At 63.1% G+C, this 22,388-nt stretch carries 19 protein-coding genes and 1 pseudogene; 7 read left to right on the top strand and 13 right to left on the bottom strand.

The genetic code is table 11. The annotated features are described in order from the left end of the window. Positions 1-2: 2 nt before the first annotated feature. Positions 3-425 (top strand): VOC family protein, encoded by a 423-nt coding sequence (locus tag Q0263_RS04235; protein ID WP_298013633.1) that lies wholly within the window; start codon positions 3-5, stop codon positions 423-425. A gap of 224 nt (positions 426-649) precedes the next feature. Further along, positions 650-1,879: a hypothetical protein gene (locus Q0263_RS04230; protein WP_298013631.1), complete on the top strand. Its 1,230-nt coding sequence runs from the start codon at positions 650-652 to the stop codon at positions 1,877-1,879. 102 nt (positions 1,880-1,981) lie between these two features. Here Q0263_RS04230 and Q0263_RS04225 read toward each other — a convergent pair. Beyond that, a pseudogene (locus Q0263_RS04225) lies at positions 1,982-2,718 on the bottom strand (IS30 family transposase); the annotation flags it as partial. A gap of 131 nt (positions 2,719-2,849) precedes the next feature. Between Q0263_RS04225 and Q0263_RS04220 the strand changes: the two are divergent. From Q0263_RS04220 to Q0263_RS04210, 3 genes are all read left to right on the top strand, one after another. Then, entirely contained in the window at positions 2,850-3,743 is an 894-nt protein-coding gene (locus tag Q0263_RS04220) for a hypothetical protein (RefSeq protein ID WP_298013629.1), read from the top strand. A 21-nt stretch (positions 3,744-3,764) separates the two neighbouring features. Beyond that, positions 3,765-3,908: a hypothetical protein gene (locus Q0263_RS04215; protein ID WP_298013627.1), complete on the top strand. Its 144-nt coding sequence runs from the start codon at positions 3,765-3,767 to the stop codon at positions 3,906-3,908. Positions 3,909-4,066: 158 nt separating this feature from the next. After that, the gene (locus tag Q0263_RS04210; RefSeq protein WP_298013625.1) at positions 4,067-4,891 is read left to right on the top strand and encodes an isocitrate lyase/phosphoenolpyruvate mutase family protein; all 825 of its coding nucleotides are present in this window, start codon (positions 4,067-4,069) and stop codon (positions 4,889-4,891) included. 85 nt (positions 4,892-4,976) lie between these two features. On the opposite strand, the gene fghA is transcribed toward Q0263_RS04210, so the two are convergent. From fghA to Q0263_RS04170, 8 genes are all read right to left on the bottom strand, one after another. Next, entirely contained in the window at positions 4,977-5,819 is an 843-nt protein-coding gene (gene fghA, locus Q0263_RS04205) for an S-formylglutathione hydrolase (protein WP_298014210.1), read from the bottom strand. Between the two features lie 104 nt (positions 5,820-5,923). Further along, positions 5,924-7,033: an S-(hydroxymethyl)glutathione dehydrogenase/class III alcohol dehydrogenase gene (locus Q0263_RS04200; protein WP_298013623.1), complete on the bottom strand. Its 1,110-nt coding sequence runs from the start codon at positions 7,031-7,033 to the stop codon at positions 5,924-5,926. A 131-nt stretch (positions 7,034-7,164) separates the two neighbouring features. Further along, on the bottom strand, positions 7,165-8,160 hold the full coding sequence (araD1, locus tag Q0263_RS04195) for an AraD1 family protein (protein WP_298013621.1): 996 nt from the start codon (positions 8,158-8,160) through the stop codon (positions 7,165-7,167). 40 nt (positions 8,161-8,200) lie between these two features. After that, positions 8,201-9,373, bottom strand: a complete 1,173-nt coding sequence (locus tag Q0263_RS04190; RefSeq protein ID WP_298013619.1) for an L-rhamnonate dehydratase — start codon at positions 9,371-9,373, stop codon at positions 8,201-8,203. A gap of 33 nt (positions 9,374-9,406) precedes the next feature. After that, positions 9,407-10,429, bottom strand: coding sequence for a 4-hydroxythreonine-4-phosphate dehydrogenase PdxA (locus Q0263_RS04185; RefSeq protein WP_298013617.1), 1,023 nt, complete (start codon positions 10,427-10,429; stop codon positions 9,407-9,409). Positions 10,430-10,456: 27 nt separating this feature from the next. Next, positions 10,457-11,974 (bottom strand): tripartite tricarboxylate transporter permease, encoded by a 1,518-nt coding sequence (locus tag Q0263_RS04180; protein WP_298013615.1) that lies wholly within the window; start codon positions 11,972-11,974, stop codon positions 10,457-10,459. Between the two features lie 10 nt (positions 11,975-11,984). Continuing rightward, positions 11,985-12,515, bottom strand: coding sequence for a tripartite tricarboxylate transporter TctB family protein (locus Q0263_RS04175; RefSeq protein ID WP_298013613.1), 531 nt, complete (start codon positions 12,513-12,515; stop codon positions 11,985-11,987). A gap of 82 nt (positions 12,516-12,597) precedes the next feature. Next, entirely contained in the window at positions 12,598-13,611 is a 1,014-nt protein-coding gene (locus Q0263_RS04170) for a tripartite tricarboxylate transporter substrate binding protein (protein WP_298013612.1), read from the bottom strand. A 93-nt stretch (positions 13,612-13,704) separates the two neighbouring features. On the opposite strand from Q0263_RS04170, the gene Q0263_RS04165 reads away from it, so the two are divergent. Then, positions 13,705-14,661 carry a LysR family transcriptional regulator gene (locus Q0263_RS04165; protein WP_298013610.1) on the top strand — a complete coding sequence of 319 codons (957 nt, stop codon included), beginning with the start codon at positions 13,705-13,707 and terminating at the stop codon, positions 14,659-14,661. 49 nt (positions 14,662-14,710) lie between these two features. Here Q0263_RS04165 and Q0263_RS04160 read toward each other — a convergent pair whose 3' ends face one another. Together Q0263_RS04160 and Q0263_RS04155 are read right to left on the bottom strand one after the other, a co-directional pair. Next, positions 14,711-15,901, bottom strand: a complete 1,191-nt coding sequence (locus Q0263_RS04160; RefSeq protein ID WP_298013608.1) for an acetyl-CoA C-acyltransferase — start codon at positions 15,899-15,901, stop codon at positions 14,711-14,713. An 11-nt stretch (positions 15,902-15,912) separates the two neighbouring features. Beyond that, positions 15,913-18,051: a 3-hydroxyacyl-CoA dehydrogenase NAD-binding domain-containing protein gene (locus Q0263_RS04155; RefSeq protein WP_298013606.1), complete on the bottom strand. Its 2,139-nt coding sequence runs from the start codon at positions 18,049-18,051 to the stop codon at positions 15,913-15,915. A 144-nt stretch (positions 18,052-18,195) separates the two neighbouring features. Between Q0263_RS04155 and Q0263_RS04150 the strand changes: the two genes are divergently transcribed. Next, on the top strand, positions 18,196-19,098 hold the full coding sequence (locus tag Q0263_RS04150) for a LysR family transcriptional regulator (protein ID WP_298014208.1): 903 nt from the start codon (positions 18,196-18,198) through the stop codon (positions 19,096-19,098). A gap of 54 nt (positions 19,099-19,152) precedes the next feature. Here the strand turns inward: Q0263_RS04150 and htpG are convergent, their stop codons facing one another. Together htpG and Q0263_RS04140 are read right to left on the bottom strand one after the other, a co-directional pair. Continuing rightward, positions 19,153-21,057, bottom strand: coding sequence for a molecular chaperone HtpG (htpG, locus tag Q0263_RS04145; RefSeq protein ID WP_298013604.1), 1,905 nt, complete (start codon positions 21,055-21,057; stop codon positions 19,153-19,155). Between the two features lie 125 nt (positions 21,058-21,182). Beyond that, positions 21,183-22,352 (bottom strand): mechanosensitive ion channel family protein, encoded by a 1,170-nt coding sequence (locus Q0263_RS04140; protein ID WP_298013602.1) that lies wholly within the window; start codon positions 22,350-22,352, stop codon positions 21,183-21,185. Between the last annotated feature and the right edge of the window lie 36 nt (positions 22,353-22,388).

Genomic DNA, 22,388 nt, shown 5'->3' with positions numbered 1-22,388 from the left:
CCATGAAACCACGTATCAGTCTGATCACGCTAGGGGTGGATGATCTGGAGCGGTCGCTCCGGTTCTACCGGGACGGATTGGGGTTATCCACTGATGGCATCGTTGGCGAACAATTCGAAAATGGTGCTGTTGCCTTCTTCGACTTGCAGCCAGGGTTGAGGCTGGCTGTTTGGCCTCGCAAGAGTTTGGCCAAGGATTCCGGCTTGCCGCTGGGGGCGCCCTGCGCCACGGAGATCAGTCTTGCGCATAATGTTTCGTCTCGTGCTGGGGTGGATGAGGTTATGGCTCAGGCGAAAGCGGCTGGGGCTGTGATTGTGAAGCCGGCGCAGGATACGTTCTGGGGCGGGTATGCGGGGTACTTTCAGGATCCAGATGGGCATCTTTGGGAGGTGGCTTGGAACCCGGAGGTGCTGCTTGAGGGATGACGATTCCCTGAGGTTGTTAGTTATCAACGCTGGTTGAAAACTGACCCACTGGGGGTGCGAACAAAAACGTGGCCCCCTTTGAAGATGATCCAGGAACTTTTAGGCTTTCTTAACCGAATATAACCAGATCTCGTTCATTGAAAAGAACAACTTTCGGTCGGTTTACATAAACCCATCATGAACAGAGATTTTCGCTTATTTATGTTGAAGATCAGGGAGGACACTTGAACACAATCCAAGAAGCAACGGAAGCTTACATCACCGATCTCGACGCACTGCAAGGGATGGTCGGCCCCCTACTGCTCGTTACCGAAACCTTGGGAAAGAAATTCAGCGAAGAATACTCGAAGGCACTGGAAGAGCATGGGGAAGAAGTCGCGGTTGAGGGCACACGGCGACGATTCAAAATTCCTCCAGAGCATCTACGAAAGGTTCGCCTTGCAGATCGTAAGAAAGAACAGTATCGAACTGCAAAGACACTTTTACCACGTACGTTTTTAGTTTCATTCGTCAGCACCTACGATGCGTTCATCGGGAACCTAGTACACGCTCTATTCGAATGTAAGCCGGAAGTCCTAAATTCTAGCGGGAAGCAACTCACTTATAAGGAGCTTGTCGCTTTTAAAGACGTGGAGACCGCGAGAAAATACGTTGTGGACAGCGAAGTTGAGGCACTACTTCGAAAAAGCCACACGGAACAATTCGACTGGCTCGAGAAAGTCTTCGACATCAAGCTCAGAGAAGGGCTTGACAGTTGGCCAATCTTTATCGAACTTACTGAACGTAGGAATCTCTTCGTTCACTGCCAAGGGAAAGCCTCGTCACAATACCTTAAGGTTTGCGCAGAAAATAATGTGGACACGGCCGATGTCACCATCGGAGTCACCCTTGATGCGAAGCGCAAATATCTGACTGAATCGTATAAATGTCTATACGAAATAGGCGTTAAACTAAGTCAAGTTCTTTGGAGAAAACTGCGACCCGATGAATTAGAGATTGCAGACAGGGCGCTGATTACCGTTACATTTGAGCTAATCGTTTTAGAAAAATACGACCTAGCAAATAGACTCTTGAAATTTGCGACAAAGCTCCCTCGCCATGCATCGGAAGCCAACAAAAGAATCCTTCTCGTTAATCTTGCACAGTCATACAAGTTCATGAACAAGCAAGAACAATGCTTAAGCACCTTGAGTAAAGTTGATTGGTCCGCCTGCAGTGATGATTTTGATCTCTGTGTTACGGTGCTCAAAGACCAATTCAAGAAGGCAGCCACCATCATGCGAAATATTGGTCCAAGTGGATTAATCAAGCGGCATGATTACATCGACTGGCCTATCTTTAAAGAGTTTCGGAAAACATCAGAGTTCGAAACCACCTACACAGAGATCTTTGGTGTTGAGCCAACTGAACTTCTCACACAAGACACTACACCGGTCAGCGAACGCAACGAGTAGCTGATAGCCGGCAGGTTCCATGAGTGCTAACAACCCACTCAAGTCGCTTCACGACGAGACTTAATTCTGACGTTACTCAACCGTCTGTAATGGGTTGCGGATTCAACCGGTGGATGCAACGGTCTGGTCAAATCGTTGTGCCGGTGTTTCGTAGTTTAAGGTTTTCCTGGGACGCTCATTCAATCGTCTCACGATGGCGTTGAGCTTAGCTTGCGAGTAGTCAGACAGGTCAATTCCTTTTGGCAAATATTGCCGTATAAGGCCGTTGGTGTTCTCGTTCGTCCCACGTTGCCAGGGATTCTGAGGGTCGCAGAAAAACACCTTGATATCTGTCGCCAGGGTGAATCGCTTATGGTCGGCCATCTCCTTGCCTCGATCCCAAGTGAGCGACTTATAGAGCTCCCGTGGCAGTTGTCGAGCATGCTTGATCAACCCATTGACCACCGTTTCGATATCCTTGCCTGCCACCTTCACCAGCATGACATAGCGAGTCTGACGCTCCACCAGAGTCGCACTCTGACTGTTCTGCTGCCAAATAGCAAGCCTCCTTTCCCGTGTCGCGGGGCCGCGCGATCTTCCGTTGAAGAGAGACGTTCGCTAATCGAAACCGCATCGACAATCTGACCATGGATGTCTGTCTTTTGCGTATGGTGACGGGAGCGGCGCATGGTCCGCGTACGTTGCAAATACGCCAGCGGCTGCTTCTTCAGTGCGCCGCGTGCCTGGATAAAAAGCGTGCGATAGATGGTTTCGTACGACACCTGATGTTCCCTATTACCAGGATAGGCGCACTTCAGCTATCCAGCGATCTGCTCCGGTGACCGTACGCTTTTGACCCTGGCCTACCTTTTGACAAATGCCGTAAAGCGGCCAGTCGGGTGTAGACTACAACTTTGTAACAAATATGATAGGCTACAGGTCAATTTGTAGCTAATTCACCAAGAAGATATTCACCGCCCTAGGATAAAGGATGTTCACATCATCTCAAAAGAAGAATGCGTCCCTCTTCGTAGCAACTATTGGAGCAACAGCTGCGGTAATTGCACTCTGGCCAGCGTTTGCTAGCCTTTACAAAAAGAGTGACTCTCAAATCGCACCTCCCAGGACTGCTGTCGCGCCCGGTGGAATTGCTATTGCGGGAGGCACGATTAACGCACTTCCCACAAATAGCGATGCATCTATGCAAATCACGATCAACAATGGCACTCCTATTTCTCTTGACTTTTTCAAACAAGAGATCATTGGGCACGAGCAACAGAAACAAGTCGCAAAGACTCTAGAAGCGAAACTAGAGGACACCAAACGGTCTCTAGGGCAATGGCAGTTCTGGTACTTTCGCAGCGCACATCCAAGGGCGGTCGAAATGCTACAAGACTTGGCCGCTCTTCGACAAAATTATCTCGTCCAGAGCAGCTCCTTCAATGATCGATGGGCCAAAACAATCCCAGATCCTGAGACAAGAACTACCTACATCAACGACGTGCTTCTTCGTTACGGATGGGCGCAGGAGCAAGACGGAGTGCTACACACTACAAAGAAGGGGCTAGACCTACTAAAGCAATCTGGGCTGGATATAACACCCTACGCTGTAGAGCACGTTATCTCGCCAAGCTTCGATTGCAGAAAAGCAGATAAATGGTACGAGAAAGAAATTTGTTCAAATGCGGAACTCGCGAGGCTGGATGTCGAGATGGTTCGATTATTTAAGCAACTCAAAAATAAATTTGGCCCAAATGAAAAAATAATCAGTGCCTCACAAGTAAATTGGCGCAACAAGACAAGGAATGTGTGCCTTGATCAGAGTTGCCTAGTTGCCAGCTACAATGAGCGGATCAGACAACTCCGATCAGAGGGTGCACAGTAACCTTCATGTCAAGCACTTAGCATGATGGATAACCTTGGCAATGTGCTGCATAATCTGTACGAAATGGCCCGTGCAGGTTCCGCTGAGCTATTACACTTGGCTGTCGAGCACGGCATTGAAGTCGGCTTCAAGTCCGAGCGCTACGCAACGATTTTCGGGCTCTGAGCGCGACGGCGAACTATTTTGACCATCTCGTCGGGTCGACCGTCGCATCGAGCCGCTGGCTACCGCGCATAAACAGGATCAGTCCTCTCAGAGTCGATAGCTGACACCCTCCGCGTATTGAACAATAATAAAGCCACCACCCCCCGCCCAATCCAACCATGCCCACCCTCCTCCCAAAAGCCCAAACCTTCCACGCTCTCCACCATACCGACCGCGCCTTCATCATCCCCAACCCCTGGGACATCGGCACGGCTAGGCTGCTGGCGGGCATGGGCTTCCAAGCCCTGGCAAGCACCAGCGCCGGCTACGCCTACACCCTGGGGGTACCCGACTACCGGGTCAACCGGGACAAGATGCTGGCGCACGTCGCGGAACTGGCCGCAGCCACCGATCTGCCTGTCAGCGCGGACATGGAAGCCGGCTACGCGGATACGCTGGAAGGTGTGGCGGAGACCTACCGCCTGACGGCGCAGACAGGAGCGGTGGGCGCATCCATCGAGGACGCCACGGGGCGGGCCGACGATCCGATCTACGATCTGGCGGAAGCTGTGGATCGGGTCAGGGCAGCGGTCGAAGCGGTGCGATCCCTGCCCTACCATTTCACGCTGACAGCCCGGGCGGAAAACCATCTGCATGGGCGCACGGACCTGAAAGACACGATCCGCCGCCTGCAGGCCTATCAAGAGGCTGGGGCCGATGTGCTCTACGCGCCGGGGCTGCGGACCCGGGAAGACATCACGGCGGTCGTCAGTTCGGTGGATCTGCCGGTCAATGTGCTGATGGGGGCGCCCGGAATCAATCTCTCGGCCCACGATCTGTCGGACATCGGCGTCAAACGGATCAGCGTGGGCAGCACGCTCAGCCGGGCGGCGCTGGGCGCGTTCCTGCGCGCCAGCCGCGAGATGCTGGAACAGGGGACGTTCACCTTTGGGGAAGATGCGGTCAGCTATGTGGATATCGCACAGTTGCTAGACAAGCACTAAGACACGCGCAGCCTCGCCCTGCTGCAATACGACGGGCGAGGCCCGGAGGGTGCCCCGAACCGTCGAGGTACTCAACAACCGTTGACTACCCCTTCAACGCCGCCGCATGAAACGCCACGTGATCGCCAATGAAACTGGCGATGGAATAGTAGCTGTGATCATGCCCTTCATTCCTGCGCAGAGTCAGCGGGTATTCCGCAGCGCGGCAGGCGGCTTCCAGCAATTCAGGACGCAATTGCTCTTCCAGGAACTCATCCCCCAGGCCCTGGTCCACCAGTAGGGGCAGGCGCTCGGCATCGGCTGACAGCGAACGGATCAGTTCAGCCGCATCCCACTGCGCCCAAGCGGCAGCATCATCCCCCAGATAGGCAGTGAACGCCTTCCGCCCCCAGGGAACTTGGGAAGGCGCGACGATGGGCGCAAAAGCGGACACGCTGCGATAACGGCCAGGATTGCGCAGGGCCGTGACCAGAGCGCCATGGCCGCCCATGGAATGGCCGGAAATGCTACGCGCGCCGGAAGCGGGGAAATGCTGTTCGATCAGATCTGGCAGTTCCTGGGCCACGTAATCCTGCATGCGGTAATGCGCAGACCACGGGGCCTGGGTAGCGTTCAGGTAGAAACCAGCGCCCTGCCCCAGGTCGTAGGCGGTATCGTCGGCCACGCCTTCACCGCGCGGGCTGGTGTCGGGGGCGACCAGGATCAGATTGTGCAGGGCGGCGTAAGCCTGGGCGCCGGCCTTGGTGATGAAGTTCTGTTCCGTGCAGGTCAGGCCCGACAGCCAGTACAGCACGGGGCACGGTTCGCCGCGCACGGCGGCGGCGGGCAGGTAGGTGCCGAAGCGCATGGCGCAGTTCAGCACCTCGGAGTCATGTTGCCAGACCTCTTGGCGGCCGCCGAAGCTGGTGTGGCGCTCTACGCGCGTCAAAGTCAAAGTAGATTGTTGGGAAACTTCATTCACTAGGTTTTTTTCCTCAAAAAAGCCAAGGCCGGCAAACGCCGGCCCCAGGCAAAAGCGTTGATCAGGGCAGATCAGTAATGCACCACCGACCGGATCGACTTGCCTTCGTGCATCAGGTCGAAGGCGGTATTGATGTCGTCCAGCCCCATGGTGTGGGTGACGAAGGGTTCCAGGTCGATGTCGCCGCGCATGGCTTCCTGCACCATGCCGGGCAGCTGGGAACGGCCCTTGACGCCGCCGAACGCGGTGCCGCGCCAGGACCGGCCGGTGACCAGCTGGAACGGTCGGGTGGAAATTTCCTGCCCGGCGCCGGCCACGCCGATGATGATGGACTGGCCCCAGCCCCGGTGAGCGGACTCCAGGGCGGCGCGCATGACGTTGACGTTGCCGATGCATTCGAAACTATGGTCCACGCCCCAGCCGGTCATGCCGACGATGACTTGTTGAACGGGTTCGGTGTGGTCCTTGGGGTTGACGCAGTCGGTGGCGCCGAAAACCTTCGCCAGGGCGAATTTGTCGGGGTTGGTGTCCACCGCAATGATACGCCCTGCCCCGGCCTGGCGGGCGCCCTGGACCACGGCCAGGCCGATGCCGCCCAGGCCAAAGACCGCCACGGTGTCGCCGGGCTGGACCTTGGCGGTGTTGCGCACGGCGCCGATGCCGGTGGTGACGCCGCAGCCCAGCAGGCAGACCTGTTCGGGATTGGCCTTGGGGTCGATCTTGGCCAGGGAGACCTCCGCCACCACGGTGTATTCGCTGAAGGTCGAGCAGCCCATGTAGTGATAGATCGGCTGGCCCTGGTAGGAAAACCGGGTGGTGCCGTCGGGCATCAGGCCCTTGCCCTGGGTGGCGCGCACGGCCACACACAGATTGGTCTTGCCGGACTTGCAGAACAGGCATTCGCCGCATTCGGCGGTGTACAGGGGGATGACATGGTCGCCGGGGACCACGCTGGTGACGCCCTCGCCCACTTCCACCACCACGCCGGCGCCTTCATGGCCCAGCACGGCGGGGAAGACGCCTTCGGGGTCGTCGCCGCTCAGGGTGAAGGCATCGGTGTGGCAGACGCCCGTGTGGGTGATCTTGATCAGGACTTCGCCCTTGCGGGGCGGTTCGACGTCGATCTCGACGATCTGCAGGGGTTTGCCGGCCTCGAAGGCGACGGCGGCGCGGGATTTCATCAGCAAGACTCCAATTCGGTCTGATTCACTAGGATTCAGGGCCGATTATGGGCATAAGCGGAGCGGAAGACAAACCGGCCAGGAGCCGGGACAAGCGCCCCGATCCTGGAACACGCCGCCGCTTGCCGAAGTCAACCGATCTTCCGCACGGCGGCGAACGCATCGTCCGGTTGGCGTCCGATCGGATTGCGCAGCGGCCGCCCGAAGCCCTGCAGCGAGATCTCGAAGCGGTCATCGGCCTGGGTCCTGACGCCGTCGGCGAAGCTGAGCGTCGAGGTGCCGAAGAAATGCACGTGGACGTCGCCCGGACGGCGGAAGCCCGCGTATTTGAAGTGGTGGTGCTCCAGATTGGCCAGGGTGTGGGCCATATTGGCTTCGCCGGTGACGAAGGGCTTGGACCACAGCACCCGCCCGTCGCGCACGATGCGGGACTGGCCCCGCAGGTCGGCGGGCAGTTCGCCGATCAGGATCTCGGGGCCGAAGCTGCAGGCCCGCAGCTTGGAGTGCGCCAGCCACAGGTAGTTGTGGCGTTCGGTGACGTGATCGGAAAATTCGTTGCCCACGGCGAAGCCCACGCGCACCGGCGTGCCGTCGGGCGCGATCACGTACAGGCCGACCAGCTCGGGTTCTTCACCCGCGTCCTGGGCGCAGCCGGGCACCGGCAAGGCGGATTCCGGCGCCACGACGCAGTCGCCGTCGCCCTTGTAGAACCATTCCGGCTGCACGCCGATCTCGCCCGGCGCGGGGCGACCGCCTTCCAGGCCCATCTTGAACATGCGCATGGAATCGCTGAGGTTGGCATCGTCCGCGTCCAGCTTGGCGTGCATGGCATCGCGCGTGTCGGCGCTGCCCAGGTGGGTCAGCCCGGTGCCGGTGACCAGGCAATGGGCGGCATCCGGGTGCGTCAGCGGCGGCAGCAGGCGCCGGGAATCGATCAGCTCCTGGTAGGACAGTACGCTGTTGCCCAGGTGCTGCTGGATCAGCTCGCCGAGCGTCACGCCGTGCTGCACGGCCATCATGGCCAGGGCGTAGGTGCCGCCCACGACCTCGATGACGCTGGCCTGGTCGGTGTCGTCCACCAGGGCGGCCTTGACCCCCTGGGCATCCTTGAATTGAATCAATCGCATCATGAATCCTTGTTCTCGTCCTTGCGCCACGCGGCGCGGATCATTCGATGATCGTGAACTGATCGCGATAGCGGTCGGACAGGCTCAGGCCCAGGCCCGGCTTGTCGTCGTCCAGGTCGATGAAGCCGTTCACCGGGGCGGGATCGCCCTCGAAGATGTAATAGAACAGCTCGTTGCCGACCTCGACGTCGTGCACGGGGAAGTATTCCGACATGGGCGAGGCCAGGGTGGACATCGTCAGGTGGTAGTTGTGCATCTGGCCGGCATGCGGGATGACGGGCACGCTGTAGGCCTCGGCCAGGGCGTTGATCTTGTGCGCCGCCGTGATGCCGCCCACGCGGTTGGTGTCGTACTGGATGACGGACACGGCGCGCTTGTCCAGCAACTGCCGGAACCCGTAGGAGGTGTATTCGTGCTCGCCGCCGGAAATCGGGATCGGGCCGTGCCGGTTCAGTTCCGCGTAGCCGTCGATGTCGTCGGCGATCACGGGCTCTTCCAGCCAGCGCGGTTCGAAGGTTTCCAGCTTGGGCAGGATGCGCTTGGTGTATTCCAGGTTCCAGCCCATATAGCATTCCAGCATCAGGTCGGTGTCGTAGCCGATGACGTCGCGCACGGCCTTGACGCTGTCCAGGTTCTTGCGCACGCCGGCGGGGCCGTCTTTGGGGCCGTAGCCGAAGCGCATCTTGAAAGCGGTGAAGCCCTGGTCCACGTAGGCCTGGGCCTCGGCCTGCATGGCGTCCAGGTCGGTGCGGTACAGCTTGGACGCGTAGCAGGGAATCTTTTCCTTCGTGCGCCCGCCCAGCAGCTTGAACACGGGGCGGCCGACGGCCTTGCCCATGATGTCCCACAGGGCGATGTCGATGGCGGAAATCGCCGCCATGGCCACGCCCTTGCGCCCCCAGGCCAGGGTGGAGCGGTACATGCGCTGCCACAGGTACTCGTAGTCGAAGGGATCGTGGCCGATCACCAGCGGCGCCAGGTACTGGTCGATGATCTGCTTGGCGATGCGCGGGGCCAGGGCGACGTTGCCCAGGCCGACGATGCCGTCATCGGTCTCGACTTCCACGACCGTCCAGCCGTGAAAGCGGAAGGTGCCCATGGAATCGCCCCGGTCCCACAGGGCGTCCATGGCGTTGGTGCAGAAATGCGACTGCGGCGGCACGGTCTTGCCCTGCCATTCGAAGACGCGGGCGCGGATGTGTTTGATCTTCAATTCAAGCTCCGTCAGGAAAATGCGAATGAGGGGTCAGGCCGCGGCCTGGGCCCGGTAGGAAGCGCCCATGCGGCTGGCGATCAGGAAGGCGTTGCGCATGGCCTGCACATTGGCGCGGTTGCGGCCCGCGATGTCGTAGGCGGTGCCGTGCGCCGGCGTCGTGATCGGCACGGGCAACCCGCCCTGCACGGTGACGCCCTTTTCGAAGCCCATCAGTTTGATGGCGATCTGGCCCTGGTCGTGATACATGGTGACGATGGCGTCCAGCTGGCCGTCGCGGGCCTTCAGGAAGATGGTGTCGGCCGGGTACGGGCCCTGCATGGGTATGCCTTCGGCGTTCAGTTCGGCCACGGCCGGGACGATGATGTCGACTTCCTCGCGTCCGCAGGTGCCGCCCTCGCCGCCATGAGGATTGACGGCGGCCACCGCCACGCGCGGCTGCGCGTTGCCCGCCGCCTGCAGCGAACGGTAGATCAGGCGGCCGGCGTCCATCACGCGGTCGCGGGTGATGTACTGCGGCGCGTCCTTCAGCGGGATGTGGGACGAGACCCGGGCGGTCCACAAGCCGTCGAGCGTGTTGAATTCGCAGAAATAGCCGTCGACCTTCAGGTACTGGGCGAAGTGGTGCAGTTCGTCTTCGTGGCGCAGGCCGCCCATCTTCATGGCGTGCTTGTTCAGGGGCGCGAAGCAGATGGCGTCGATCTGGCGGGCCAGGGCCGCATCCATGCATTGGTCCAGCACGCGCAGCACGGACACGCCGCCGGCGCGATCCGCCTGGCCCACGGTCACCTCGTCCTCGCGCACGGTATCCACGGCCACGAACAGCGGCAGGTCCGAGGGCGCATGGCGCGCCTGCGCCAGGGAATCCAGCGGCCGGGTCGGCACCCGCACGCCGGCGACGGCCTGCCCCCGTTCCCACAGCCAGGAGTCGCCCACCAGCACGATCTTGGCATCGCCCAGCTCGGCGGGCTGCGCCAGCAGCTTGGCGATCAGTTCGGCGCCGATGCCGGCCGGGTCGCCCAGGGTCAGGGCCACGATGGTTTGTTCTTGCGTCATGATCTCTTCATCCGGAAAATCGATTCATCAAAAGGTGGAGCGGGCCGCCTTCCCGCGGCCGATCACGGCCCGAGCGGCCTTGGAAATCAGCGGCAGGAAGGCCATCACGAGGCCGGCCGTCGTCATGGATCCGACCAGGCCGTTGGACCAGAAGATGTCCAGGCTGCCCTGGGAGAACAGCATGGACTGGCGGAAGGCGTCCTCGGCCTTGTCGCCCAGCACGGCCGCCAGCACCAGCGGCGCGATGGGGTAGGACAGCTTCTTGAACAGGTAGCCGAACACCCCGAACACCAACATCAGCCCGACGTCGAACAGCGACTGGTTCACCGCATAGGCGCCGATGGCGCAGATGATGACGATGATGGGCGCGATGATGGAAAACGGAATGCGCAGGATGGCGGTGAACAGCGGAATGGTGGACAGCACCACGATCAGGCCGACGACGTTGCCCAGGTACATGCTGGCGATCAGGCCCCAGACGAAGTCCTTCTGTTCCACGAACAGGGTCGGCCCGGGCTGCAGGCCCCAGATCATCAGGCCGCCCAGCATGACGGCGGCGGTCGCCGAACCGGGGATTCCCAGGGTCAGCATGGGCAGCAGGGCGCTGGTGCCGGCCGAGTGGTCGGCCGTTTCGGGAGCGATGACGCCGTCCAGCGCGCCCTTGCCGAACTGCTCGGGGTGCCTGGACATGTTCTTGGCCACGCTGTAGCTCAGGAAGGAGGCCGCCGTCGGGCCGCCCGGCGTGATGCCCATCCAGCAGCCGATCACGCAGCTGCGCACCCAGGTGGCCCAGTAGCGCGGCATCTGCTTCCAGGTATTCCAGACCACGCGCAAATTGATCTTGGCGTTTTCCCCCCGGAACACCAGGCCTTCCTCGACCGTGCACAGGATCTCGCCGATGCCGAACAGGCCGATCACGGCGACCTCGAAGCTGATGCCGCGCAACAGGTCCGTCAGCCCGAAGGTCAGGCGCAGGTTCCCGGACACCGTATCCATGCCGACGCTGGCCAGGATGAAGCCCAGCATCATGGCGGCCACGGTCTTCAGGGCGGGCGTCTTGCCCAGGCCGATGAAACTGCCGAACGCCAGCACGTACACGGCGAAGAATTCAGGCGAACTGAATTCCATCGCGAAGTTCGCGATGTAGGTGGACAGGAAGGTGAGCAGCAGCACGCCGACCAGCGCCCCCAGCAGGGCCGAGGTGTAAGCGGCGGTCAGGGCTTCGCCCGCCCGCCCCTGCTTGGCCAGCGGATGGCCGTCGAAGGTGGTCGCGATCGAGGACGGCTCGCCCGGGATGTTGAAGATGACGGAGGTCACCGAGCCGCCGAACAGGGCGCCCCAGTACATGCACGACAGCAGGATGATGGCCGACACCGGCGACATGCTGAAGGTCAGCGGCAGCAGCAGCGTGACGCCGTTGGGCGCGCCCAGGCCGGGCAGCACCCCCACCAGGATGCCCAGCAGCACGCCGGCCACCATCAGCAGCAGGTGGTTCCAGGTCAGCACCACCTCCATGCCATGCATGAGCAGATCAAACTGTTCCATGAGGGATCACTCAGAAATCGGCGAAGGGGCCGGCATACAGGGAGACTTCGAACCAGACGGTGAAGATGAAGTAGGTCGCCAGCGGGACGCTGATCGAGATCAGCAGGATCTTCCAGAGCGGATGGCGCCGGCCGGGTTCCGCCAGGCGCCACATGAACCAGGCGATGAACAGGGCTCCGGAGACGTACATGCCGACGAAGAACATCAGCGCCACGTAGGCAACGATGGGCAGGAAAACATTGCGCACCCGGCGGAATTCGGATCGCGTCGTCAGGCGCCCCCGCCCTTGCGACCAGTGACGCAGCGTCCACAGCGCCGTGCCCAGGCAGGACAGCAGCAGCAGAAGGCCGATGTAGAACGGGAAATACCCGGGCTGGGGGCCGGCGACGTCCCAGCCGATGCCCTGTTCCACGCTGTCGGCCATCACCACGACCGCGATCAGCATCAGCACGCCCGAGGTGAACAGCCCGCCGCCGCGCAGGCTGATGCCGCCGCGCTCGTCGGCGCCGTCGTCCGGCGGCTGTCTCGTATCCTGATTCATGAAGTCCTTCCTTCCCGGATCCGACCGGGACCCGATCCCGGTCGATGCTGGGCCGGCCGGGGCCGGCCCGCTCTTCAGGTCATTACCAGTTGGCGGAACGGAAGATGTCCCGCGCACGCGCGCTGTCTTCCTCGATCAGCTTCTTGAAGTCGTCTCCCGCCAGGAAGGACGGCACCAATGCGCCACGGGTCAGGTAATCCTTGAATTCCTGGGTCTGGGTGACCTTGCGCAGCAGATCCACGTAGAAGGCCTGCTGGGCCGCGGTCACGCCGCCCGGCATGAAGACGGTGCGCGGGAAGCGGTATTCCTCGATCTTGATGCCCTGGGACACGCAGGTGGGGACGTCGGACCAGGATTCGGTGGCGGTCACTTTCTCGGTGTAGACCATGCGTTCCTTGCTGAAGACGCACAGGGGCCGCACCTGGCCCGCCTTCCACTGGGACAGGCTTTCCGCCGGGTTGTTGGTGTTGGACCCGATATGGCCGCCCGCCAGCTGGGTGACGGCTTCGCCGCCGCTCTTGAACGGGATGTAGGTGAACTTCGTGCCTTCGACCTTGTTGATCAGCATGGTCAGGGTCTGGTCCACGTCCTTCGACTGGCTGCCGCCCATGGGGTATTTGGACGGATCCGCCTTCACGGCGTCGATGTATTCCTTGGCCGTCTTGAAGGGCAGCTTGGTCGAGGTCCAGAGGATGAAGTCGTCCTGGGCGACCGTGGCGACCGGCGTCAGGTCCGTCCACTGGTAGCCCAGCTTGGCGACCATGGGCAGCAGGTAGGCGTTGTTGGTGCCGACGATGATCTTGTACGGGTTGCCCTTGGACAGTTTCATGTCCAGGAAACCTTCGCCGCCGTTGCCGCCGCCCTTGTTCTGCACGACGGTCGAGACTTTCAGCAGATCATGCTTGGTGATGATGGACTGGATCAGGCGGGCCAGCTGGTCCGTGCCGCCGCCGGCGCCCGCCGCCACGACGATCTCGATGTTCTTGGTGGGCTGCCAGGCATCGGCCGCCGCGGCCGCGCCGGATGCGCCCAGCGCCATGGCGGCGCCGGCGGCGATCAGCGTGCGGGCCAGCGGTTTGGAAGAAGGGATGGCCATTCTGTGTCTCCTGTCATTGGTATTTGAAGTGCTAGGCAGCTTATCAGAATAGCTATAACTGAAAATTGAAATTAAATGATAGACTGATAACCTATGTTGATACCTAACCAGACAGTTCTCTTCAACCGGCTCCGCACCCGGCAGCTGCAGTTGCTGCTGGCCATCCAGGAACACCATTCCCTGCGCAAGGCGGCGGAACACCTGGGCATGAGCCAGCCGGCCGCCACGAAAATGCTGCGGGACATGGAAGACCTGATCGGCCTGAAACTGTTCGAACGCGGCCGGCGCGGCCTGCAGGCCACCGCCTACGGAACCGTCATGACCCGCTATGCGCAGGGGGTCTCCGCCGACCTGGCGGGCGTGCGCGAAGAACTGCTGGCCATCCATTCCGGGAACATCGGCAAGATCCGGGTCGGCGCCATCATGGCCCCGGTGCCGCAACTGCTGACCAGCGCGCTGCTGAACGTCAAGCAGCAGCATCCGCGGCTGGCGATCAGCATCCAGGTCGACACCAGCGACGTGTTGATCACCGCCTTGAAAGAGGAACGGCTGGACGTCGTCATCGGCCGCATTCCGGACGCCTGGGACGGCGCCAGCCTGGTGTTCGAACCCATCCAGGAAGAAGCCCTGTCGATCGTCTGCAGCCCGCAGAACCAGGCGGCCCGCAAATACCACGTCACCCTGCGCGACCTGGCCGGCCTGCCGTGGATCCTGCAGGCGCACCCCAGCCCGATGCGCAAGGTCATCGAACTCTCTTTCGTCGAGGCCCGCCTGGCGCTGCCGCTGAACATCATGGAAACCTCGTCCATGCTGCTGACCTCGTCCCTGGTGCGCCATTCGGACATGCTGGCCGTGATGCCGACCCTGGTGGCCAACCACTACGTGGAACGCGGCACCCTGGCCATCGTGCCGCTGCCCATCCGCAAGCACCTGCCGCCCTTCGGCATCCTGATGCGCAAGACCCGCTCGCCCAGCCCGGCGATCCAGATCTTCATCGAGGAGGTCAAGGCCCGGGCCCACACGCCCCGGCACGCGGACCGGTCCGCCTAGGCCGGCAACCGGCCGGCAGGCGCCCTGGCCCCGGCCGGCGCGCCGCCGATCAGAAAATCTCGAACAGCCCCGCCGCGCCCATGCCGCCGCCGATGCACATGGTGGCGACGGCGTGCTTCACGCCGCGGCGCCGGCCTTCCAGCAAGATGTGGCCGGCCATGCGGGCGCCGGTCATGCCGAAGGGGTGGCCGATGGAAATCGCGCCGCCGTTGACGTTCAGCCGTTCATCCGGGATGCCCAGCGTGCGCTGGCAATACAGGGCCTGGGACGCGAAAGCCTCATTCAGTTCCCACAGGCCGATGTCGTCCATCTTCAGTCCGTAGCGCTGCAGCAGGCGCGGCACGGCGAAGACCGGGCCGATGCCCATTTCGTCGGGTTCGCAACCGGCGATGGCCAGACCCCGGAACGCGCCCAGGGGCTCCAGGCCCAGACGCTCGGCCTCCCGGGCCTCGACCAGCACGCAGGCGGCTGCGCCATCGGACAACTGGGACGCATTGCCCGCCGTGATGAACTGGTCCGGCCCCATGACGGGGGCGAGCTTCGCCAGATTGTCGTAGGTCGTGCCGGGGCGGTTGCAGGTGTCGTGATCGACTGTCACGGCGACCTGGGACACCGCGCCGCTTTCCTTGTCCTTGACCGCCATGGTGGTCGCGCAGGCGATGATTTCGTCCCGGAACACGCCGTTTTCCTGCGCCTGCGCGGTGCGCCGCTGGCTTTCCGCGGCGAAGCGGTCCTGGTCCTCGCGCGTGATGCCATAGCGGCGGGCGACGATGTCGGCCGTCTGGATCATGGACAGGTACAGTTCGGGCTTGTGCTCCGCGATCCAGGGGTCGATGCCCGTCGAGCCGGCGTCCGTGGCACTGCGCCCCTGGATCTGCGAGCAGCTTTCCACGCCGCCCGCGATCATGGCGGGCACGCCTTCCAGCACGATGCGCCCCGCCGCCATGGCGATGGCCTGCAGGCCGGATGCGCAGAAGCGGTTGACGGTGACGCCCGCCACCGTGACGGGCAGGCCGGCGCGGATCACCGTCTGGCGGGCGATGTTGCGCCCCGTCGTGCCTTCCGGATAGCCGCAGCCCAGGATCATGTCCTCGATCTGCGCCGGGTCGACGCCGGCGCGCTGGACCGCCGCCCGCACGGCGAAGGCGGCCAGGGTCGGGCCCGGCGTGATGTTGAATTCGCCCCGGTGCGCCTTGGTCAGCGGCGTCCGGGCCGTAGAAACGATGACGGCTTCTCGCATGGTATGTCTCCTCAGCCCTGTGCCGGCTGGTTCAGGTCTTTGAAATGTCCGCCCCGCTCGACCAGTTCGACGAGCAGCGGCGACGGTTTCCAGAAATGGGGATCTTCCGCCGCGAACGCGCGGATGTCCGCCAGGACGGCATCCAGCCCGATCTCGTCGGCGTAATGCAGGGGCCCGCCGCGATGGCGCGGGAAGCCGTAGCCATACAGCATGGCCACGTCCACATCCAGGGGCCGCAGGGCGATGCCCTGATGCACGACGTTGGCGGCTTCGTTGATCATGGCGGCCATGTAATGGCGCATGATGTCCTCTTCCGTGAAGGAACGCGAGGCCGCGCCCATCTTCAGCCGCTCTTCGGCCACGATGGCCAGGACTTCGGGATCTTCCTGCCCCGCGCGGCTGCCTTCCGGATACAGATACCAGCCCCGGCCGGTCTTCTGCCCGAACCAGCCGCGTTCGCACAGGCGGTCGGCGATCGGCACATAGCGCAGGGCCGGATCGCGGGTGGCCGCCCGGCGCTTGCGCGCCGCCCAGCTGATGTCGCCGCCGGCCAGGTCGGTGACCTGGAACGGCCCCATGGGAAAGCCGAAACGCCGCACCGCCTGGTCGATCTGGTAGGGCGACGCGCCGTCGGCCAGCAGATATTCGGCGGCCTGGCGATAGACGGCCAGGATGCGGTTGCCGATGAAGCCGTCGCACACGCCCGCCCGCACCGCGATCTTCTTCAGGCGCCGCGCCAGGGCGAAGCTGGTGGCCACGACGTCGTCGGCCACCTGCTCCGGCACGACGATTTCCAGCAGCTTCATGACGTTGGCCGGCGAAAAGAAATGCAGTCCGATCACGTCCTGAGGCCGGGAGATGGTCTTCGCCAACTGGTTGATGTCCAGATAGGATGTGTTGCTGGCCAGCACGGCGCCCGGCTTGCAGACCCGGTCCAGCTCGGCGAAGACGGCGGATTTCACCGCCATGTCCTCGAACACGGCCTCCACCACCAGATCTGCGTCCGCCAGGGCCTGATAGTCGGTGGCGCCGGACCACAGGCCCAGGCGGCGGTCGCGTTCGGCGACAACCATGCGGCCGCGCTTGACCAGACTATCGTAGACCTTGGCCACATTGGCCCGGCCGCGTTCCAGGCTGGTCTCGTCGCGTTCGACCATGACCACCGGCAGTCCCGCATCCAGCATGGCGACGGCGATCCCGGCCCCCATGGTGCCGCCGCCGACGATGCCGACCCGGTTCAGGGCCCGGGGTTGGGCGCGCCCTGCTTCCGGAACCTTGGCCGCCTCGCGTTCGGCGAAGAAGGCATGGACCAGGGCCCGGCGCTGCGGGGTGTCCAGGCACTGCAGGAAATATTCCCGCTCGAGGCGCAGGCCTTCGTCGAAAGGCCGGTCCAGCACGGCCTGGACGGCATCGACAATGCGCGCCGGGGAAAACAGGCCCCGGTATTTCTTGTTCAGCAAGGCCCGCGCGGCATCCAGCGCCTGGCTGGCGGCGGGCATGTCCGCGACGGGAATGCGCCGATCCCGTGTCGGGCGGACCGGCGCGCCGGACGCCAGCAGTTCGCGGGCATAATCCAGGCCGGCCTGCACAGGGTCCGTCCCGTCGTCCAATCGGTCCACCAGCCCCAGGGTCTGGGCCTGCCGGGCGCCGATGGGCTTGCCATCCAGCATCAGGTTCAAGGCAGCCTCGACCCCCATCAGGCGCGGGGCGCGCTGCGTGCCGCCGGCGCCCGGCAGCAGCCCCAGCGTGACTTCCGGCAAGGCGAACTTCGCGCCCAGCAGCGCGAGACGATAATGGGCCGCCAGCACCACCTCCAGGCCGCCGCCCAGGGCGGCCCCCTGGACCGCCACGACGACGGGCTTGGCGCTGGCTTCAATGCGATTGCAGACGTCCGGCAGCAGCGGGGCCTGCGGGGGCTGGCCGAATTCGCGGATATCGGCGCCCGCGATGAAATGTCGGCCCGCGCCCAGCAACAGCACCGCCCGGACCTCCGTGTCCTGATCGGCCGCGTCCAGGGCGGCCATCAGGCCCCGGCGCACCTCCACGCCCAGCGCGTTGACGGGCGGATAGTTGATCGTGACGATGGACACAGGGCCTTCACGACGGGAAGTGACGACATCCTGCGCCAGGTGGGAGTGAGAAGCGGCCATTCGGGTTCTCCATATTCCATGCGCGCGCCCGGCGGCGCGCCATCCAGAGGGCCATTCTTTCACTGTTCAACAGGCTTTACAATGACATTGACCATTGACACACTGTCAAAAACCATTTGACGCCCAATCATGAACCACAGTGCGCTGAACGCGGAATCCCTGGTATTCCTGGCCGACATCCTGGATGCGGGCAACCTCAGCGCCGCCGCCCGCCGGCTGAAAATGACCCGGGCCAATGTCAGTTATCACCTGAGCCGCCTGGAACAGGCCCTGGGGCAGCAGCTGGTGCGCCGCACGACCCGGCGCACCGAAGCCACGGAAGTCGGGCTGCGGCTCTACGAACACGGCTGCCGGATCCGCACCGAACTGGCGATCGCCCAGGACTCCGTCCGCGAACTGGGCCAGCAGCTGCGCGGGCGGCTGCGCCTGAGCATCCCCAGCGGATTCGGTCAGACCGTGATGGGCCCCTGGCTGCTGGATTTCAAACGCCAGTATCCCGGCATCGTGCTGGACGTCACCTTCGAAAATCACCTGCCGGACATGCTGCGCGACGAAACGGACATTTCCGTGCGGGTCATGTCCAATCCCCCGCAGAATCTGGTCGCCCGTTCACTGGGGCCGGTGCGCCACATCGCCTGCGCGTCGCGCGGCTACGTTGCCGAACACGGCCTGCCGGACACGCTGGAAGGCCTGCCCAGGGCGCCCATCATCACTTCCGGGGTGGCGGACCGTCAGCTGCGGCTGTCCGCCTACCGCGACCAGCGGCGCCAGGAAGTCCTGCTGGAGCCCACGCTGATGTCGGAGAACTTCCAGTTCCTGCACCAGGCCATCCTGGCCGGGCTGGGGGTCGGCATCGTCCCGGACTACCTGGTGCGGGACGAGATCGAGCGCGGCGCCATCCAGACCGCCCTGGACGGCTGGCAACTGAGCATCTTCGGCGCGGAAATGTTCATGCTCTACATGCCCAACCGCTATCACACGCGGGCCACGTCGACGTTCATTGAATATATTCTGACCCGCGCGCAGGGCAGGATGCCGGCATCATGAAAAAGGCCGCGCCGACCCATCGGATCGGCGCGGCCGGCGGAAAACACCTGAGGATCAGGCGTTCAGCAGCAGCGCGTTCATGCGCTTGACGAACGCAGCCGGGTCCTTCAGGGCCGCGCCCTCGGCCAGCATGGCCTGATCCAGCAGCAGTTCCGCCCAATCGCCGAACGCTTCGTCGGACTGGGCCTCCAGGCGCTTCACCAGGGCATGCTGCGGATTCACTTCCAGGATCGGCTTGACGTCCGGCGCGTCCTGGCCGGCGGCCTTCAGCATGCGCAGCAAGTGCGGGCTGAGCTCGTTTTCATCGACCACCACGCAAGCGGGCGAATCGACCAGGCGGGCCGTGGCGCGGACTTCCTTGACCCGGTCGCCCAGCGCCGTCTTCAGGCGCTCGATGGTCGGCTTGAAGGCTTCGGCGATCTCGGCCTGCTGCTTCTTTTCTTCCTCGTCGGCCAGCGCGTCCAGGTCCAGCCCGCCCTTGGCGACGGAGACCAGGGACTTGCCCTCGAATTCGCGCAGGTAGGACAGCATCCATTCGTCCACGCGGTCGGACAGCAGCAGGACTTCCAGGCCCTTGCGGCGGAAGACTTCCAGGTGCGGGCTGTGCGCCGCCGCCGCGTGGGAATCGGCGCTCAGGTAATAGATCTTGTCCTGGCCCTCCTTCATGCGGGCGATGTAGTCGGCCAGGGACACGGTCTGCGCCGGGCTGTCGGACTGGGTGGACGCGAAACGCAGCAGAGCGGCGATGCGGTCCTTGTTGGCGGGATCCTCGCCCACGCCTTCCTTCAGCACCTGGCCGAACTGGGACCAGAATTCCGTGAACTCTTCGGGCTTGTCCTTGGCCAGGTCTTCGATCAGGCCCAGGATGCGCTTGGCGGAACCGTCGCGGATGGCGCGCACGTCGCGGCTTTCCTGCAGGATTTCGCGCGAAACGTTCAGCGGCAGGTCGGCCGAATCCACCACGCCGCGCACGAAGCGCAGATAGGCCGGCAGCAGCTGTTCGGCGTCGTCCATGATGAAGACGCGCTTGACGTACAGCTTCACGCCCCGGCGGGCGTCGCGGTCGTACAGGTCGAAGGGCGCGCGCTTCGGGACATACAGCAGCTGGGTGTATTCGCTGCGGCCCTCGACGCGGTTGTGCGTCCAGGCCAGCGGGTCTTCGAAATCGTGGGCGACATGCTTGTAGAACTCTTTGTACTGCTCGTCCGTGATGTCGGACTTGGATCGCGTCCACAGGGCATTGGCCTGATTGACGGTTTCCCATTCGTCCTTGGTCACCTGTTCCGATTTTTCCGCGTCCCATTCCTCCTTCAGCATCTGGATGGGCAGGGAAATGTGGTCGGAATAGCGGCGCAGCACTTCGCGCAGCTTCCAGCCGGACAGGAACTCGTCTTCGTCGGCCCGCAGCGTCAGGGTGACGGAAGTCCCACGCTGTTCCTGGTCGATGGCCGAGACGGAAAACTCGCCCTGGCCGTCGGATTCCCACAGGACGCCTTCGGAGGCCGGCAGGCCGGCGCGGCGGCTGCGCACCGAAACCTTTCCCGCGACGATGAAGGACGAATAGAAGCCCACGCCGAACTGGCCGATCAGCTGGGCGTCCTTCTGCTTGTCGCCCGTCAGCTGGGAAAAGAATTCGCGCGTGCCGGACCGGGCGATGGTGCCCAGATTGGCGATGGCTTCGTCGCGCGACAGGCCGATGCCGTTGTCGCTGATGGTGATGGTGCGCGCGGCCTTGTCGAATTCGACACGGATGCGCAGTTCGCCGTCGCCTTCCAGCAGTTCGGGATGGTCGATGGCCTCGAACCGCAGCTTGTCGCAGGCGTCCGACGCATTGGACACGAGTTCGCGCAGGAAGATTTCCTTGTTGCTGTACAAGGAATGGATCATCAGATGCAGCAGCTGTTTGACTTCGGCCTGAAAGCCCAGGGTTTCGGCCGTTTGCGTATCGGTTTGGCTCATGATTCGGGTTGACTGGAAGGTTCTTCGGATTCGTGGGTCGCCCCCTCGGCATGCCGGGGGGCGGACTGCTGGAACACGTGGGGGCGGCGGACCGGGTTTTCAAGACCCGCGCCGCGCCCGGGCAATCAGCCCATCGACGGCAGGGACGGCGGCATCGGCGGCAAGCGCGCGGGATCCGCCCCCGCAGCATCGGACTGGGCATCCTGCCCGCGCAGCTGCGGCATGTCCACCGTGGACACAGGCCCCGTCATGCGGGCGCCGTGCCGGCGGATGATGTCGGCGATGCGCAGCAGCACGTCTTCCTGCACGTTCATGTAGTCGTTGTAGTCCGTGCTGACCGTGAAGGCGTACAGGGACAGCTTCAGCGAATACGCGCCGCAGCTGCTGAAATTGAACGCGAAGAAATCATGCTTGATGCCGGGATGTTCGCTGAGCAGGGCCCGGCCGTCGGCCACGATGCCGGGGACGGCGTCGATGTCGGCATAGCGGATGTGGATGTCCTCCATGATGCGCCGGCTGGTCATGCGGGTGTGGTTGATGACCGGCTGGGTGTTGAACATCGCGTTGGGCACGTAGAAGGGCTTGCAGTCGAAGCCGATCAGGCGCGTGGCGCGCCAGCCGATGTGCTCGACCCCGCCCATCAGGTCCGTGCCGGGGATGATGATGTATTCGCCGACCTTGAAGGGCCGGCTGGCGAAGATCGTCAGGCCGCCCAGCAGATTGGCGACCAGGCTTTGCGCCGCGAACCCGACGGCGATGCCGCCCATGCCGCCGAAGGCCAGCAGCCCGGCGATGGAAAAGCCCAGGGCCTGCATCATCATCAGGATGGCCGTGATGACGATCGAAGCCTTGCACAGCTTGCCGATCGCGTCGGCGGCGGTGGGATCCAGCTCCCGGCCGCGATCCCGCGCCCGGGCCAGCAGATTGATCTGGATCTGGTTGACGGCCCGCAGCAGGAACCACATCACCACCGCGATGACCATGACGTCGCGCACCGGATCCAGCCCGTGCGCCAGCAGGGAATCCTGCTGCAGCGCCCCGCCGCGCCCCACCAGCATCTTGCCAGCCAGCGCGATGCCCAGCACCCAGACCAGGATCTGCAGCGGCAGGGACGCCCCCGACAGCAGCCCATGCATCCACACGTGGCGCACCGGATGCAGCCGGCCCGCCAGACGGGCCAGGGCCACCCTTAGCACGGCGCCGATCGCCAGAGAGCCCAGCACCGTCACGAACACCAGGATGGTCGCCTGCCATTCCTCGTAGATCGACACCGCTTGCTGAAACAGAGTCTGCACCATCAATCCCACCAGCCTCGCATCAAAATCAGGTGA

The organism is uncultured Castellaniella sp., from assembly GCF_937988725.1.
Classification (GTDB): Bacteria; Pseudomonadota; Gammaproteobacteria; order Burkholderiales; family Burkholderiaceae_B; genus Castellaniella.
Note: the sequence above shows the minus strand (reverse complement) of the source record. Positions and strands in the feature narration are given on the sequence as shown.